The sequence below is a fragment of the Paraflavitalea sp. CAU 1676 genome, from assembly GCF_029223285.1.
Classification (GTDB): Bacteria; Bacteroidota; Bacteroidia; order Chitinophagales; family Chitinophagaceae; genus Paraflavitalea.
Window position 1 is genome coordinate 300,946 of sequence record NZ_JARHUJ010000010.1, and the last position, 15,790, is coordinate 316,735.

A 15,790-nucleotide genomic window follows, 5' to 3' on the forward strand; every position below is an offset into this window, starting at 1 on the left:
TCTAAAATATATTGAACAGATGCGTTTGCCTATACTGTTATCGGCAGTGATTGCTTCTTTGCCTGTTGAAAGAACTATTGCCCAAACGGGTTTTGTGGTAAAAGACAAAGTGACCGAACCCGTAAGTCCCTTTTTGCTGAACGATGTTCGGGTAACGGGTGGTGTATTGAAGAATGCCATGGATAAAGATGCGGCCTGGCTGCTGAGCCTGGAGCCGGATCGTTTCCTGCACCGTTTCCGGCTCAATGCCGGCTTTCAACCCAAGGGCGCCATCTATGGCGGCTGGGAATCGCGGGGTGTTTCGGGTCAGTCGATGGGACATTATTTATCGGCCTGCGCTTTGATGTATGCAGCCGGCGGCGACCAGCGATTCAAGGATAAGGTCGACTATATTGTGAAAGAACTGGCCGAATGCCAGGCCGCCCGCAAAACGGGATATGTTGGCAGCATTCCCGATGAAGACAAGATCTGGAATGAAGTGGCGGCCGGTAATATCCGCTCTCAGGGCTTCGACCTCAATGGTGGCTGGGTACCCTGGTACACCTTGCACAAAGTGCTGGCAGGGTTGATAGATTCTTACACCTATACTGGTAATAAGCAAGCCAAAGAAGTAGCCATTAAACTGAGTGACTGGATCGATGTGAAGTTCCGCAACCTTACTACCGAACAATGGCAGAAAATGCTGGATTGCGAACACGGCGGTATGAACGAAGCGCTGGCCAACCTGTATTCGATTACAGGTAATGTAAAATACCTGAACCTCTCGCGCAAGTTCCATCACCAGCGTATTCTCGATCCGCTGTCGCAGGAAAAGGATGGCATTCACGGGGTGCATGCCAATACGCAAATACCCAAGATCATCGGTTGTGCGCGTCGTTATGAACTCACAGGCGATCAGAAAGACCATACCACGTCGGATTATTTCTGGAACCTGGTAGTGAATCATTACAGCTATGTAGTGGGCGGTAATAGCGACCACGAACGTTTTGCACCGGAGCCCGATAAATTATCGGCTTTCCTTAGCACCAATACCACCGAAACCTGCAACAGCTACAATATGCTGAAGCTGACGCGCCTGCTATTCAAGCTGGAGCCGAAGGCCAACTATATGGATTTCTATGAGCGCACGCTCTACAACCATATCCTGGCCTCGCAGAATCCCGAGGATGGTATGGTGCTGTATTACCTGCCCCTGGTCTCCGGAGGGCAGAAGAAGTTCAACAGTCCTACCAATGACTTCTGGTGCTGTACCGGTACCGGTATGGAAAACCACGCCAAATATGGCCAGGATATTTATTACAAGGCCAACAACGGCGATCTGTATATAAACCTGTTCATACCGTCTACCCTGAACTGGAAAGAAAAGCAGGCGCAACTGGAGATGGTGACTGCTTACCCCGAACAGTCGAAAATAACTGTACGCATCAACAAGCTCAAAGCCACCAGCAAACGCTGGGCCTTCCGCATCCGCAAACCCTGGTGGGCGAAGGATGATGTAAGTATCCTGGTGAACAATAAACCATTTACGGCGAAGCTGACGGCTGACCACTACCTCGTGGTGGACAATGCCTGGAAGGCAGGTGATGTGATTGAACTGTCGATGCCCATGGGATTATACACCGAATCAATGCCCGATAATAAGAGTATGAAGGCCTTCCTGTACGGGCCGCTGGTATTGGCCGGCCGGCTGGGTACCGACCCTGTACGTAAAACCGACCTGCCGGTATTTGTAGCTGCCAGTGATGACCTGAACACCTGGGTTAAACCTGCCCCCAGCAAGGTGAATAATTTCGCCGTACAAACCAGTAATCGTTCTATTACGTTGTCGCCCCTGTACAACATATATGATGAGCGCTATGCCGTATATTGGAATTTCTTTTCGAAGGAAGCGTGGAAAGAGCAGGAAGTTGCCTTTGAACAGGAGCGCCGGGCGGCCGAAGCGCTCGATAAAAGAACGCTCGATAATATGCGCATTGGTGAAATGCAACCCGAGCGCGACCATGATTTCGCGGGCGAACGCACCAATACCGGTGAAGTAGACGGTATCCGCTGGCGCGATGCCGTGAATGGCGGATGGTTCTCTTTTGCGCTCGAAACGAAAGGGGCCACGGCAGCTGTTCTTCAAACCGCTTATTGGAAAGGAGATGGTGGTGGTCGTGATTTCGACATCCTGGTGGATGGTGTGAAAATCGCTACGGAACAGTTGAAGGTGCGCGGACAGAGTGGTACTTATTCCATAGAGTATCCCATCCCTGCAACATTACTGAAAGATAAATCTAAAGTAACGGTGAAGTTTCAGGCCCTGCCCGGTAAAACGGCAGGAGGCTTGTTTGGCTGCCGTTTATTAAAGGCTGAATAAGTTATGACCCAACCATATTGTAAAGCAATAAAGCTGCTCGTTGCCGCCTGCCTGATCGCAGGCGGCCTTGCTGCCCAGGATAGGCCCGCGATGTATTTTGCCGATAGCACCCGCCTGGGTCGCCCTTTGGCGAAAGACCCTAAAGTGGTGTATTTTAAAAATACCTACTGGATGTATTTTTCCATCCCGGCCAATGATAAAATGGGCTGGGGCATCGGGGTGGCCACCAGTAATAACCTTACCGACTGGAAGAAGGTTGGAGAGGTGCCGCCCGCTGCCGCTTATGAGCAGAAAGGTATCTGCGCCCCCGGCGCGATCGTTCGTAACGATACGCTGCACCTGTTCTATCAAACCTACGGCAACGGTAAAAATGATGCGATCTGCCATGCCTGGTCAACCGATGGATTGCACTTTACACGCAACGCCAGCAACCCGGTATTCCATCCAACAGGTACGTGGACAGTTGGCCGGGCCATCGATGCCGAGGTGGTAAAGTTCAAGAACCAATACTTCCTCTATTTCGCTTCACGCGATACTTCCTTTAAGATCCAGTTACAAGGTGTGGCAGTAACATCACTGAACTCCGACTTTGGCAGTGATTCCTGGAAGCAGGCGGTAGACTCATCGATACTGAAGCCTCAGTTGCCCTGGGAGCGTAATTGTATTGAAGCGGCCAGCTGTGTAGCAAGAGGTAAATACCTGTACATGGTCTATGCCGGAGGTTATAACAACGAACCACAGCAGGTAGGCATGGCCCGTAGCCGTGATGGTATCACCTGGAAGCGTTTGTCGAACCAGCCATTACTGCCCAATGGAGCTGCCGGTACCTGGAATGCCAGCGAGAGCGGGCATCCCGATCTTTTTGAGGACCGTGACGGTAAGCTGCACCTGTTTTACCAGGGTAATAATGATAAAGGGAGAACCTGGTTCCTGAGTAAGGAGCGGGTGGCCCTGAAGAAGGGAAGATTAATACGATTGATTGAATAATCACAGTTCAATAGTTAGCATACAGCAACCAGCGGGCTGCCTCTTCGTGGGCGGCCCATTTTTTTTGTATTTTACCTCCATGAAATGCTCGGGAACAGGACAATTTTACGGCACTACGAATGAGCGGGTCGACCTGCAGGGGATTACTTTAACCGACACGGAGTATACGGCGGAGCGGGTGCCCTGGCATTTTCATGAAAACAACTATTTCACCTTCATCCTCGAAGGGGGCATGACGGAAGTCAATAAACAGCGCGTGTATGAGTGCGCTGCAGGCGACCTGCTGTTTCACAACTGGCAGGATGCACACTACAATATTGCTTCCAGACATTATACCCGTGGCTTTCATGTGGAGATCAGCAACCAGTGGCTGGCCCATTTTGAACCAGCTCAGACTATTGCGGAAGGAAGCCTCTGCATTACCGACCCATTGATCAAAAAACGCATGTACCAGCTGGTCAGGGAAATGAAGCTGGAGGGCAGGGCAGGTGGCGTAGTCGTGGATGCGCTGATGCTGGAAGTGTTTTCCCTGCTCGGCAAGTCTTCGGCCATCGAAAAGGACCGCAAGCCGAAGTGGGTGGTTCAATTGGAAGCGATGCTGCGCGAATCGCGGGAAGACTGGTCGCTCACGGCGCTGGCGCAAGCGGTCAACGTACACCCGGTGCATCTGTCGCGGCATTTCTCCAAATACTTCGGTATGACGCTGGGCGATTACCTGCGTACCGTGAAACTGCAGCGGGCCATTACGCTGCTGCCCCGGGAAGACCTTTCGCTGACCGATATCTCCCTGGAATGTGGCTTTGCCGATCAAAGCCATTTCATCCGCTCTTTCAAAGCCCATTATGCCGTGACGCCCTTGCATTACCGGCGTTTTCTGCGGTAAGCCCCCTTTCCATGTTAATTTCATTCTATTTTGGTGCATACGCTTGTCATAGATTTGTGGCTAATAGTATAGCCAAAAATCATTGTATGTTCTCACGCCCCTTTATTCCTGCCTTTCTCCTGGTGTTGCTCCTGCTGACGGCCTTTCAATCGATCAGTGTGGCGCAGACCAGCCAACCTCCACAACACAACAAAGGCAGGATACTGTTTTCGGCCAGCTCCGTGAATTGGAGAACGGCCACACCGGACGCCTACCTGCAACAATATGAACTGACCAATAACAGCAATTTATACATTACCGCATTTGTCGATCAGCCGCTCACCAAACACATGCAGCAGCTGGCGCCGGCGCTTTCAGTTGATAGTTTGCACCGCACCAGTGGCTACCGGTTTACGCTCTATGTAGATAATAAGAAAATCTACACCAGCGATATCATGGGCGCACCCTTGCCAGCCGTGCGCGATACTGAAACAGTGTTGAACAAACCACTCATCGATAATGGACGCGAAGGCGCCTGGTGGACGCAGTTCTTCTGGGGGCGGTTCCTGGCCAATGGCGGCGACAATGCCCTGACCGATGGTCGCCACCTGTTAAAGATGGAGATCAGGCCACATGTGCATGATGTAGCCGGGGAAATTATTGCGGCTGGCGAGCTTGCTTTGCAAGTGAACCGTAAACCGGTCATCGATGTATCGCGGGTGACGTTAAACCCGGTGAAGCCTTATCCCGGTATTGATGTTTCTACAGCGCCCTTTGATCAAAACAAGATCAAGACGCTGAAGGGCAAGATTGCGTTGAATGAATTCAAGCGCATCAATGGCATCGTTGTTTTGAAGAACGGAAAGCTGCTCATTGAAGAGTATTTCAATGGTTCGGGCAGGGACTCGCTCCACGACTCCAGGTCGGTAGGCAAATCCTTTGCTTCGACGATGACTGGTCTGGCCATTCGTGACGGATACCTCAAAGGCGTACAGCAGCCCCTGAAGGATTTTTACCAGCTTTCGTCGTATGCTCATTTTTCCCCGGACAAAGAGTCGGTTACCCTCAAAGACCTGCTGACCATGAACAGTGTGTTTGACGGCGATGATGGTGATGGCGATTCGCCGGGCAATGAAGAGAATATGTATCCTACGGACAATTGGGTTAAGTTCACCCTCGACCTGCCGGTAACGAAGACGATTCCCCGCGGCACCTGGCATTATTTTACCGCAGGCGTAATGCTGCTGGGCGATGTGTTGAATAAGTCTGTACCCGGTGGCCTGGAGCAATATGTCAACAAGAGCTTGTTTACGACGCTGGGCATTCAGCGATATCAGTGGATGTATACACCGCAAGGGGTGCCCAGTACGGCTGGCGGTTTGCGGCTGCGTGCGCTCGATCTGGCGAAGTATGGCCAGTTGTATAAGAACGGTGGCCGTTGGCAGGGGCAGCAGGTGATACCACGCCAGTGGGTGGATGAAACTTTTCAGCCTTATTTACCGCTGCCTGGCAGGCCCAACGAGTTTTATGGTTACCTGTTCTGGAACAAGCCATTCACCATAAACGGTAAACGTTATGAAGCCTGGTATTGTACCGGAAATGGCGGTAACAAGGTATTCGTGTTTAAAGACCTTCCCCTGGTGGTGGTGATCACGGCCAGCGCTTATGGACAGCCTTATGCACATCCGCAGGCAGACAGGATGATGGCGGAGTATATTTTACCAGCTGTGCTCGATTGAAGCCAGTATTGGATGCGCTGGCGCTGGAGCCGCTCGGCGTGCTTGTGGCAACCCAGCCTGTATTGTTTGACACTCACTGATTTCCTGACTACGGCAACATCAACAAGATTCCCATTGCTTTGATTAATCAGTTAATTTCTTCCAAAACCTTTCAGGCATGTGGAGAATTCTAACTGGGGTATTTTTTATCGCTGTGGTCATAGGGGTCATTGTGGTTATTAAAACGGCCATATACCCTTTTGGAGCTGCCGATAAGAAAGACCAGGTAGCCGCGGTGGACTATCAGCCCATAGCCGAGTTGTCACTGAAGCGCTTTGCCGGGGGCATTCAAATACCTACTGTTTCCAATGCCGATTACAGTCATTTCAATTACGCGCCTTTCGATTCCTTCATGACCTATCTACGGCAGGCCTACCCCACGGTGTATACGGGCCTTCATTACTATACCATTAATCAGCGGGGAATGGTCTTTCGTTGGAAGGGCAGCAATCCGGCTTTGAAGCCCATCCTTTTTCTTTCTCATTACGATGTGGTGCCGCCGGGAAATTATGAGGGCATAGATTCGGTAATGGGTGCTTTTGTTCCCAAGGATAAAGTACTGCCGCCAGCGGCTGCCATGCCGAAGGCCTGGGATCATTATCCCTTTTCGGGGGCAGTGGAGCAGGGAAGGATCTATGGAAGGGGTACGCTCGATATGAAGGATATGCTGTTTGCCCTGATGGAGGCCTGCGAACATTTGCTGCAGGACAAATTTGTGCCCGCGCGCGATATCTATTTTGCCTTTGGGTTTGATGAAGAAGTAGGCGGCACGCAGGGAGCGCTGGAGATCGCGAAAGATTTTAAGCAGAAGGGTATTGCATTCGATGCGGTGTACGATGAGGGCGGTATAATATCCACCAAGGGCAGCTTGAGTGGCATCGATGCGTCGGTAGCGTTGATCGGTTGTGCTGAGAAAGGCTTCTGGTCGGCCAGGGTAAAGGTGAAAGGACTGGGCGGCCACTCGTCCATGCCACCCCTGCAAAGTGCCATGGGCAGGGCGGCTGTTATTATGCAGCGGCTGGAAGATGAACAGATGAAGCCGATGGTGATACCGGTCATCGACCAGTTCTTCCGCAATGTTGGTGGCTCCATGGCCTTCCAAAGCAAGGTGGCGATTGCAAACCAGTGGTTATTGCAGGGGGTGCTGATTCGGACACTTACGAAGAGCCATACCACGAATGCGTTGGTGCGTACTACTACAGCCTTGACTATGATGAAGGGCAGCGATGCCAGTAACGTGTTGTCGCCCGAGGTGGAATTTGTGGTAAACTTCCGCCTCCTGCCCGGCAATACGGTGGCCGATGTAAAGGCCCATCTGGAGAACGCCTGCAGGGACTTTGAAGTAACGATCGAAGATGTGGGTGCCCCTCGCGAAGCCTCTCGGATATCCGGTATCGAATCGCAGGGATATAAGGTGATGGAGCGAACGATCCATAAACTATTTCCCGGTGTGATCGTAACTCCCTATCTCACGATCGGTGGCACCGATGCCTATAAATACGAGCTGGTGAGTGATCATGTGTACCGGTTTATGCCGGTGGCCATCAATAATTTCGAACAGCAATCCATTCACAACAACAACGAATACATCAGTATCGCCAACTTTGGGCGGATGATCCAGTACTTCGAATTGATGATGAAGGAGTACGATCAATAGCCGGCAATCTTCACAATTTGGAAATGCCTCCGTAGCTCGGCGGTCCTGATTTGTAAGTAACTTCAGTATCTAAAACTGGCAACTATGGGCAAGAAGAAAATCCTGTTTCTTACCGGCGATTATGCCGAAGATTATGAGACAATGGTTCCTTTCCAGATGTTAACCATGGTGGGGCATGAGGTGCATGCCGTATGTCCCGGCAAGAAGGCCGGTGAAAAAGTGCAAACGGCTATTCATGACTTCGACGGGGCGCAAACCTATAGCGAGAAGCCCGGACATTTGTTTGTGTTGAATTACTCATTCGACGAGGTGGACCCAACGGAGTATGATGCCATCTGTATAGCAGGCGGCCGGGCGCCGGAATACCTTCGCCTGGAGCAAAAGGTGATCGACCTGGTGCATCACTTCAATCATTTCAATAAACCTATCGCAGCGGTGTGCCACGGCATCCAGATCCTTACGGCGGCCAATGTGGTGCGCGGCAGAAGGCTTACTGCCTATTATGCTGTGGGGCCCGAAGTGACGCTCGCAGGTGGCGAATATGTCAATGTGCCCGCTACGGAAGCGGTGGTGGACGGCAACCTGGTTACCTCTCCCGCCTGGCCGGGCCATCCGAACTGGATCGCTGCCTTTTTGGAGGTGCTGGGTACAAAGATCGAACTGTAAATAGAGAATGAGGTTACCGCGGTGTAGGGAAAGGAATTAATTTTACGCCATTAATTCCAGGAACTGCTATGGGTAATGCGTCAAAAAAGATCTTGATCATCAATGGCTCGATAAGAGGTAATTCGGGCAATTCATGGGCGCTTGCCCAAAAGGCTGCCGCTTATTTGCAGCAGGAGCATGGCGTGGTGGTGTCTAGCCTTACGCTTACCGATCCCATTCCCGATATCAAAGATGTTTATGAGCTGCTGAAAAGCTGTGATGGTTTTCTCATTGTAACCGGCGTGTATTGGAACAGCTGGGGTTCACCATTACAGTTCTTCCTCGAAGTATGTACGGCTTTCGAAAATACGCCGGCCTTCTTTGGTAAGCCGGTTGCCTGCGCTGTGTCGATGGATTCGGTAGGGGGCACCGATGTGGCGAATGCGCTCCATGGCGCTTTAGCGGGACTGGGCTGCTGGAGTGCACCCTGTTCTACCTTGGTGCTGTCGCGCGTTGGTCTGGAGGCCATCGAGTCGAGTGCGGGTAAAGAGAACGACCCCAACGACGATGTGTGGCGGATGGATGACTTAAAGATCGTATTAAAAAATCTCGTGGCAGCTTCATCGGTCGACCGCAAGCAATGGGCCTCCTGGCCGCATGTGGCGCTTAAAATACCGGATGGGCCGTGGCCATCGGGCGGCGAGCTGGATATGGGCACGCCTACGTTTTTGTAGCAGCTATAACCAGTGTGCATCACAGCACCAATCCATTCGCATCTGTAGTCAATGTCTCGCTCATATAATCGAGGAATGGCCGCATGTTCTTGAATGTTTGATTGGCCAGCTTTACAAAATCACCGCTTAATACTTCTTCATCAGTAAAGTTCCTGATCAGCAGGAACTGTTTGTAGCGTAGCAGATCGATGGACTCATGATCGGCTGTAAATCCCTTGGGCGCCGTTTTTACCTGCTCGCCCTTTAATACGCCAAAGGTGGCTGTGAAGGGTTTGCTTTTCAATATTTTCCTCAAGGTGACGGCATCGAAGGCGATCTCGTCTCTTATGCGCCGCAGGTCCTGCGGGTTGGGCCCCCAGAACCCACCTGCCAGGAAACTTTTGCCGGGTTCCAGTTGGTAGTAATAACCGCCGCGTTTGAATTTGGTGGCCCGCTTAAAGCGGCCCGCCCAGTTGGTGCGGTAAGGTGTTTTATCCGTCGAAAAGCGGGTGTCACGGTATATGCGAAACAGGCTGTCCTTACCTGATGGCGTTTCTATTTCATCATGGGTGTTGAGTTGTTGTAGCAGGGCTTCGGCAAACCGGGCAATGGAAGCCTGTTCGTCGAGGAACTGGTCTTTGTGGTTATTGAACCATTCCCGGTCGTTGTGCCTGCCGAGGCTTTTTAGGAACTGCAGGGCCGATGCTGGTATAGTAACAGATGACTTGGATGACTGGGCCATGGCTCAAATATAAATTCTTTATCAATCGGGCGATTGTATTAATTTCCGGGTGGGATGCCGTGGGTACTTCGCTCACGGGCATCACCGGTTGAAAACAAAAAGCCATGAAACGAGAGATCATCATCCGGCAGGAGGAACCTGCCGATATACCGGCTGTATACGCAATGAACAGCGAAGCTTTTGGACAGGATAAAGAAGCAAAGCTGGTAGACGCCTTAAGAAAGAATGATGCCGTTTTTGTGCCCGGACTTTCGCTGGTCGCTACGGCCGACGGAGCAATAGTGGGGCATATCCTCTTTACGAAGATCAAGATCGTTGACCAGGGAGGTCATGAGTTTGAGAGCCTGGCATTGGCGCCAATGGCGGTGAGCAAGGCCTTTCAGAAACACGGCATCGGCCGGCAATTAATTGGCCAGGGTTTGATTGTGGCGAAAGAGCTTGGGTTTACTTCGGTGATCGTACTGGGCCATGAATATTATTATCCGCGCTTTGGATTCCTGCCTTCCAGTAAATGGCATATCTATCCGCCTTTCCAGGTACCCGCCAATGTGTACATGGCGATCGAACTGGTGGAAGGCGGTCTGCAGCATGTTACGGGTACCGTGCAGTACCCGGCGGAGTTTGCGGAGGTGTAAGATCTTAAACGATGGTTGGTTAACCGACGCCCGACGGCTGTCCTGGTGGATCAGCTAATCCCAGGTTTTATGACTGATTGGGCAGACCTTTCTCCTTTATGGGTGACTGAAAAGTGTGGAGCATTGCATTGCCGTTTTTTGCGGGATGGTTGATTTTCTGCGTAAGGTGGAATTAAGTAAGTTTATGGCATGAAAAGACTTCTGCTCATTGCCTTCGTTTTTACACTGGCCTGTTCTAAAAAGGAAGCAGGTGGATCCGCAACGGAGGCTCAGTTAACCGGTTATAGCTGGCAAACCTATGCCTACAGCGTCAACGGTACGGCTGACGCCGACATGGTTACCAGGGTTCCATTTTTCAACTTTGGAAAGGATACACTTTTCTACCGTCGTATCAACCCCCTTGAGCGTGACACTTTTCTCTATGAGTTCAAGAATGAGCAAAACCTGCGTTTAACCAGGCCCTGGAAGCCGGGTAGCATTATCTTTAACCTGAAGATTGAAAGGTTGGACAGCGACAGCCTGGATTTCACCCTCACGGACGGCACGGGCAAAAGTGAGCTCTTCAAAACCAGAAAGTCGTAGAAGTGCCTGGATCATACCACGCGGTTTCAAACCGGCAACCCATAAGGTTTTCCACAACTTTATTCTATCTTCAACGTTTCAACAGTATCGTTTTAATTGTGCACTTTAACCATCCAATATGGTATTGAATTATCTCTGGATCTCATTTTTTCTCATTGCATTTGTGGTCGCGCTGGTCAAACTGATCTTTCTTGGAGATACACAGGTATTCAAGACAATGATGGACGGTGTATTTGATTCGGCAAAGGGCGGGGTCGATATTTCGCTTGGGCTAATTGGTGTTATGAGTTTGTTCCTTGGCTTTATGCAGATCGGCGAACGTGCGGGTGCCATCAATGTGTTATCGCGCATCGTGGGGCCTTTCTTCAATAAGTTATTCCCCGGCGTGCCCCCTAACCACCCGGCCATGGGGCATATGATGATGAATTTTTCGGCCAACCTGCTCCAGTTGGACAATGCTGCCACTCCATTTGGCTTGAAGGCGATGGAAAGCCTGCAGGAGTTGAATCCCCAAAAAGATACGGCCTCCGATGCCCAGGTTATGTTCATGGTGCTGCATGCCTCCGGCCTTAGCATTATCCCGGTGAGTGTGATCGCGCAGCGGGTGATCGTAGGATCGAAGAATGCTACTGATATATTCATACCCTGCGTGATCTGTACGTTTGTGGCAACGATGGTGGCCATGATCATTACTGCTTTCAAGCAAAGATTTACCTCTCGCCAATGGGTGGCTATTGGTCTGTTCAGCATCATCGGTTCATCATGCCTGGCAGGATTGGCGGTTTTATTGCGATCGCTGACGCCTGAAAATGCCACTATATTTTCGAATGTATTGAGCACGGGTCTGATCATGCTGCTGTTTGTTACTTTCATTCTGGGTGGTATGTACAAGAAGATTGCTGTGTACGATGCGTTCATCGACGGGGCCAAACAGGGTTTCGAAGTGGCTGTGAAGATCATTCCTTACCTCGTGGGAATGCTGGTAGCGATCAGTGTGCTGCGATCGAGTGGGGTGTTTGACTACATCATTCAAGGAGCTCAATGGTTGTTTGCACAATTAGGCTTCAATACTGATTTTGTTCCCTCGCTGCCAACGGCGCTCATGCGCCCCTTCAGTGGCAGCGGCTCCAGGGCGTTGATGATCGACGCGATGAAAACCTACGGGCCGGATACATTCATCGGCCGCTTAAGCTGTATGTTCCAGGGATCTGCCGATACTACTTTCTATGTGGTGGCGCTGTATTTTGGATCGGTAGGTATCAAGCGTACGCGTTATGCCATTCCTGCCTCCTTGCTGGCCGATCTGGCAGGTATTATTACGGCGATCATTGTGGCTTATAATTGGCCTTGGGGGTGATGGAAAACAATATCTTTGTTTATAAATACGAAAGCCGGCTGCTGCAGCCGGCTTTCGTATTTATAAGGAGCGGCCTTATTCAAGGATCTGCTCCCGGTAGATGAAACGGCCGTCTGCGTCGAGGCCCTGGATCAATACTTTTATTTTGGTTGAGCTATCGTTGTTGAAGAATTTGATCGCTGCTTTGCCTTGTTTGTCCATTAATAACCTGGGGTTCCACAAGAGGGTGATCCGGTTGTCGGGCAGTGATTGCAGCGCCGGGCTTTGCGTATAATCGGGCGTAAAGAATTCCCGTACAGGTGCATAACCACTAATGGTGGTGCGGGCAAAGGTTTTGTCGTAAATGCTTCTGCCTACAGACGCGCCTTTGTGGGTGTATACGGAGATCACTCCATTATAGGGACCTACCGACATGGACTCGGCCCCTACATAGGTTTTTATGAATGCTACATCGGTCATCGACAGGTTGTCGAGCGTTTCGCGGCTTACCGGAACTTCATTCAGGAAGAAAGCGATGCCGTTCTGCACATAGTCGGGTGCTCCAACTGCCGGTGCATTACCTTCTCCATCGGCGAAAGTAACACCCTCATATCCGCCGCTATTGCTGCTGAACACATTTACTCCTGCGGTGCGTGAGAGACTTACCTGCGGACTTTTCATGTCGCCTTCCACCACAAAACCAGGCACGGTGCGGATCATTTGCCAGATGCTGAAGAAGGGTGTTTTGCCCGGGTCCAGCTTACGCCCACCAAACATGAACAGGCCGGTGGCGTATTCTTTGTTGAGCGAATCGGCCGGGGATAGTTTTTTGCCGGTAACTGTTACCGCTTTCAAATATTCGGGTCCTTTCATGAAAGTATCTACGGCATGCAACTGGTTAAGCAGTATTTCGTTGAGTCGATCATTGCCTTTAACCGGATCGTAATCGAAGAGGCCGCGCTTGTGTAAACTGGCGAGCTTGAGGGTATCGAAATAATTTGGATATAGTTTTACGTCGATCACACTCAGTTCCTTTTTGTCGCTCGTGGCCATGTAAGAAACTGTGGCGTTTTTCTTGAACTGAAGATTGTCTACAATGAACTCTCCCTTATCGGTAAGTTTTGCTTCGGAAATCAGGGAGGTGGAGTCCTGGGCTTTCAGTACAAGGTTTACCTTTCCTTCCTTGATGATGTTATCGGTGCCGGGCCGCGTTGCTTTTCCTTTAACCGCAATCGAAGATTCTACAGGATACTTCAATTCCGGATTCTTATTGGCGAGCATGTCTTTCCAAACGAAGCGGCGCCAGCCCTGTGTCATCATCAACGCATCGAGGTGACGATTAGTGGTGGTATCGGCAGCCGAAAGATAATAATTGGGATTGTGCACAAAACCCCGGAGGTCGGATGTGAGCAGGGAAGCGCTCAGGATGTTGACAGGAGCCGACAGGTTATCGGCTGATACATCGGTAACGCAAACGGAAAGATTGGGGCGTTTAATGTCTTTAAGGTCTATGCTGAGTGCGTTTGGAGCTTTGCGTGTGAGCGAAATCTTCTCTTTAAGCAGTTCGGGTGCGAGTATATTGGTGCTTCGCACAAAAGCCAGCCGTTCGGCGAGGGGGGTACCCAGGCTGTCAAAAATAGTGATCTGGATAATGCCAGGAGGCAGGGTTTTCTTCGGGATGGAAGCCGCCGAAGCACCTTCGGCAAAGTTTACTTCTCCCTGAAATACCACCGTATTGTGCATTTGGGCAACTATGAGCAGACGGTTGTAAACCGATTCCTGCGCTGCCTTGCGCTGAAGTATCACAGAAAGCCGGCTCAAGGAATTGTTGTTGATGCGCATGACTACACCTTCGGCTTTTGCTTCCGGTAATTTCACTTTTGTCGTACGACCGTTGGCTGCGGTGATATTTGCGGTATAGCTTTTACCGACAGCGGGTGTAAGTCGAAAGGTGCCCATGCCATCGTGGTCGCTGGTGATGCTGGCTACTGTAGCGCCTGCCACATCGGTGATACTGCCACTTATCGTAAGCGGTTCGCCATACTGGTCATACGCTTTGAACGCCACCACCGACTCGAGGTCGTTTACCAGGTCGCCACCTTCGGGAAAGAATTGTACGAGGACCTGTGGTGTTATTTTGGTACCACTCGCCACCTTGCGGTCGATACCCAGGATGTATAAGGAGGATGTAAAAATATAGTCCCTGAAGTTGAGCATCCAGAGCGTATAGGCGCGCACGCTATAGTTGCCGGTTACAAGATCGGGTTTCAGCTGCATTTCGCAGGAAACGGACCCTGCACTATCGAGGTGGTACATTCTTTTATCTATCACCCGGCCTTCGTCGTTTACCAGGTCAACATACAGGATGCGGCTGAGGTAAGTGGGGCGGCCATCGAGGGTGATCCAGGCCTTCATCCAAATGGTTTCGCCTACTGCATAATAGTTCCTGTCGGTTTGCAGGTATACTTTTTCCTGCGGATAGTTTTCGTGAAACTGAGACAGGCTCTGCTCAGTTTTTTGCGACAAGCCGGTTAAGGCGGGGGCTTGAGCAGTTAGCTCTTGCAGGTTAAGCAGGAGCGCGACCAAGGGTATAAGGTATTTGTTTTTCATGCAGGTAATTTAACAAAAAAACACCTTGGCAGGCAAGGTGTTTTTTAAATGGAAGAGAGTTTTCACTATTTGTTAAATATTATGGAAATAGAAGGTGCGCGTACTGATGTAGCACCAATATAACCTCTTGCCACCATGGTAAAACAGCGTTTATTGGTGATCGAACTGGTTGTATACGTGCTCAGGATAGCTGTGGTGCCTGTTTTCCGGATACGCAGGGTGTCTGAGCCTCCAACCCAGGGGAAGGCCTGGAAGCCGGTTGACTGCTTGTATTTCACATCGGTTGCCAGTACTTTGATACCACCACCATTGCTGTTGCTGAGCAGGAAGTCTACCCCTGCGTCGCCCAGGTTGGGAATGGAATTTGTAAAGTTGTAGCGATAGTATCCGGAGTCGGCATAGGTTGTATTATCGTCGAGTACGTAAGCCTGCGCGTTAGGGAAAGAGTCGCACACGATCAGGGTGTAATATTTCCCCTTGCCGATATTAACGGAAGTCTTCACTACTTCGATAGAATCTTCGTTGGTCCCTTTTTTGGGAACGCTCAGGGACACCTGGATAGATCCTGAATCCACCGCCAGGTAATCATTCTTGTTATTACCGCCGGTATTGAGACCGCCGCCGGGATAAGGCATAGCATAACCGGCTGTGGTGGTGGTGGCTGTGAAACCATAACCCAACTGGTTGCTGAGGCGAACGCCGTTGATCTTTAACTGAACACCCTGGGAGGCGAGGCCGGGGCTGAACCAGCCCAGTTTGAAATATCCTCCCTCGGAAGGGTCAATGTTGTTACTTAGGTTGAGTTCATTCTTTTCGCAGGCCGATAACCCGATGAGGCTTCCGATCACGGCCGAACAAAGTATATGTCTGATGTTGATTTTCAT

The 15,790-nt window shown here is 50.7% G+C and carries 13 protein-coding genes; 10 read left to right on the forward strand and 3 right to left on the reverse strand.

Annotated features, from left to right (window positions below):
* Positions 1–19 precede the first annotated feature (19 nt).
* The 7 genes from P2H89_RS30355 (at position 20) to P2H89_RS30385 (ending at position 9,022) form a co-directional block, all read left to right on the forward strand.
* Entirely contained in the window at positions 20–2,359 is a 2,340-nt protein-coding gene (locus P2H89_RS30355; RefSeq protein WP_275834308.1) for a glycoside hydrolase family 127 protein, read from the forward strand.
* Between the two features lie 3 nt (positions 2,360–2,362).
* Positions 2,363–3,346 (forward strand): family 43 glycosylhydrolase, encoded by a 984-nt coding sequence (locus tag P2H89_RS30360; RefSeq protein ID WP_275834310.1) that lies wholly within the window; start codon positions 2,363–2,365, stop codon positions 3,344–3,346.
* A gap of 79 nt (positions 3,347–3,425) precedes the next feature.
* Positions 3,426–4,229 carry an AraC family transcriptional regulator gene (locus P2H89_RS30365; RefSeq protein ID WP_275834312.1) on the forward strand — a complete coding sequence of 268 codons (804 nt, stop codon included), beginning with the start codon at positions 3,426–3,428 and terminating at the stop codon, positions 4,227–4,229.
* A gap of 86 nt (positions 4,230–4,315) precedes the next feature.
* Positions 4,316–5,947 (forward strand): serine hydrolase, encoded by a 1,632-nt coding sequence (locus tag P2H89_RS30370; protein WP_275834314.1) that lies wholly within the window; start codon positions 4,316–4,318, stop codon positions 5,945–5,947.
* Between the two features lie 157 nt (positions 5,948–6,104).
* A complete protein-coding gene (locus P2H89_RS30375) occupies positions 6,105–7,643 on the forward strand; it encodes a M20/M25/M40 family metallo-hydrolase (protein WP_275834316.1) in 1,539 nt (512 codons plus the stop codon).
* 84 nt (positions 7,644–7,727) lie between these two features.
* Complete coding sequence (locus tag P2H89_RS30380; protein WP_275834318.1) at positions 7,728–8,309, forward strand: DJ-1/PfpI family protein; 582 nt, start codon at positions 7,728–7,730, stop codon at positions 8,307–8,309.
* A gap of 68 nt (positions 8,310–8,377) precedes the next feature.
* Positions 8,378–9,022 carry an NAD(P)H-dependent oxidoreductase gene (locus P2H89_RS30385; RefSeq protein ID WP_275834320.1) on the forward strand — a complete coding sequence of 215 codons (645 nt, stop codon included), beginning with the start codon at positions 8,378–8,380 and terminating at the stop codon, positions 9,020–9,022.
* Positions 9,023–9,041: 19 nt separating this feature from the next.
* Here the strand turns inward: P2H89_RS30385 and P2H89_RS30390 are convergent, their stop codons facing one another.
* Positions 9,042–9,743, reverse strand: coding sequence for a DUF2461 domain-containing protein (locus P2H89_RS30390; protein WP_275834322.1), 702 nt, complete (start codon positions 9,741–9,743; stop codon positions 9,042–9,044).
* 104 nt (positions 9,744–9,847) lie between these two features.
* Between P2H89_RS30390 and P2H89_RS30395 the strand changes: the two genes are divergently transcribed.
* The 3 genes from P2H89_RS30395 to P2H89_RS30405 all read left to right on the forward strand — a co-directional run bounded on the left by P2H89_RS30395 (position 9,848) and on the right by P2H89_RS30405 (position 12,317).
* Positions 9,848–10,378, forward strand: a complete 531-nt coding sequence (locus P2H89_RS30395) for an N-acetyltransferase (protein ID WP_275834324.1) — start codon at positions 9,848–9,850, stop codon at positions 10,376–10,378.
* 189 nt (positions 10,379–10,567) lie between these two features.
* On the forward strand, positions 10,568–10,960 hold the full coding sequence (locus P2H89_RS30400; RefSeq protein WP_275834326.1) for a hypothetical protein: 393 nt from the start codon (positions 10,568–10,570) through the stop codon (positions 10,958–10,960).
* Between the two features lie 118 nt (positions 10,961–11,078).
* Positions 11,079–12,317: a spore maturation protein gene (locus P2H89_RS30405; protein ID WP_275834328.1), complete on the forward strand. Its 1,239-nt coding sequence runs from the start codon at positions 11,079–11,081 to the stop codon at positions 12,315–12,317.
* Between the two features lie 75 nt (positions 12,318–12,392).
* Here P2H89_RS30405 and P2H89_RS30410 read toward each other — a convergent pair whose 3' ends face one another.
* Both P2H89_RS30410 and P2H89_RS30415 read right to left on the reverse strand, forming a co-directional pair.
* On the reverse strand, positions 12,393–14,906 hold the full coding sequence (locus P2H89_RS30410; RefSeq protein WP_275834330.1) for an MG2 domain-containing protein: 2,514 nt from the start codon (positions 14,904–14,906) through the stop codon (positions 12,393–12,395).
* Between the two features lie 65 nt (positions 14,907–14,971).
* Complete coding sequence (locus P2H89_RS30415; RefSeq protein ID WP_275834332.1) at positions 14,972–15,790, reverse strand: DUF4397 domain-containing protein; 819 nt, start codon at positions 15,788–15,790, stop codon at positions 14,972–14,974.

Coding starts and splice junctions, on each gene's coding strand:
- P2H89_RS30355 (WP_275834308.1), top strand. CDS start 20: ATGCGTTTGCCTATACTGTTATCGGCAGTGATTGCTTCTTTGCCTGTT.
- P2H89_RS30360 (WP_275834310.1), top strand. CDS start 2,363: ATGACCCAACCATATTGTAAAGCAATAAAGCTGCTCGTTGCCGCCTGC.
- P2H89_RS30365 (WP_275834312.1), top strand. CDS start 3,426: ATGAAATGCTCGGGAACAGGACAATTTTACGGCACTACGAATGAGCGG.
- P2H89_RS30370 (WP_275834314.1), top strand. CDS start 4,316: ATGTTCTCACGCCCCTTTATTCCTGCCTTTCTCCTGGTGTTGCTCCTG.
- P2H89_RS30375 (WP_275834316.1), top strand. CDS start 6,105: ATGTGGAGAATTCTAACTGGGGTATTTTTTATCGCTGTGGTCATAGGG.
- P2H89_RS30380 (WP_275834318.1), top strand. CDS start 7,728: ATGGGCAAGAAGAAAATCCTGTTTCTTACCGGCGATTATGCCGAAGAT.
- P2H89_RS30385 (WP_275834320.1), top strand. CDS start 8,378: ATGGGTAATGCGTCAAAAAAGATCTTGATCATCAATGGCTCGATAAGA.
- P2H89_RS30390 (WP_275834322.1), bottom strand. CDS start 9,743: ATGGCCCAGTCATCCAAGTCATCTGTTACTATACCAGCATCGGCCCTG.
- P2H89_RS30395 (WP_275834324.1), top strand. CDS start 9,848: ATGAAACGAGAGATCATCATCCGGCAGGAGGAACCTGCCGATATACCG.
- P2H89_RS30400 (WP_275834326.1), top strand. CDS start 10,568: ATGAAAAGACTTCTGCTCATTGCCTTCGTTTTTACACTGGCCTGTTCT.
- P2H89_RS30405 (WP_275834328.1), top strand. CDS start 11,079: ATGGTATTGAATTATCTCTGGATCTCATTTTTTCTCATTGCATTTGTG.
- P2H89_RS30410 (WP_275834330.1), bottom strand. CDS start 14,906: ATGAAAAACAAATACCTTATACCCTTGGTCGCGCTCCTGCTTAACCTG.
- P2H89_RS30415 (WP_275834332.1), bottom strand. CDS start 15,790: ATGAAAATCAACATCAGACATATACTTTGTTCGGCCGTGATCGGAAGC.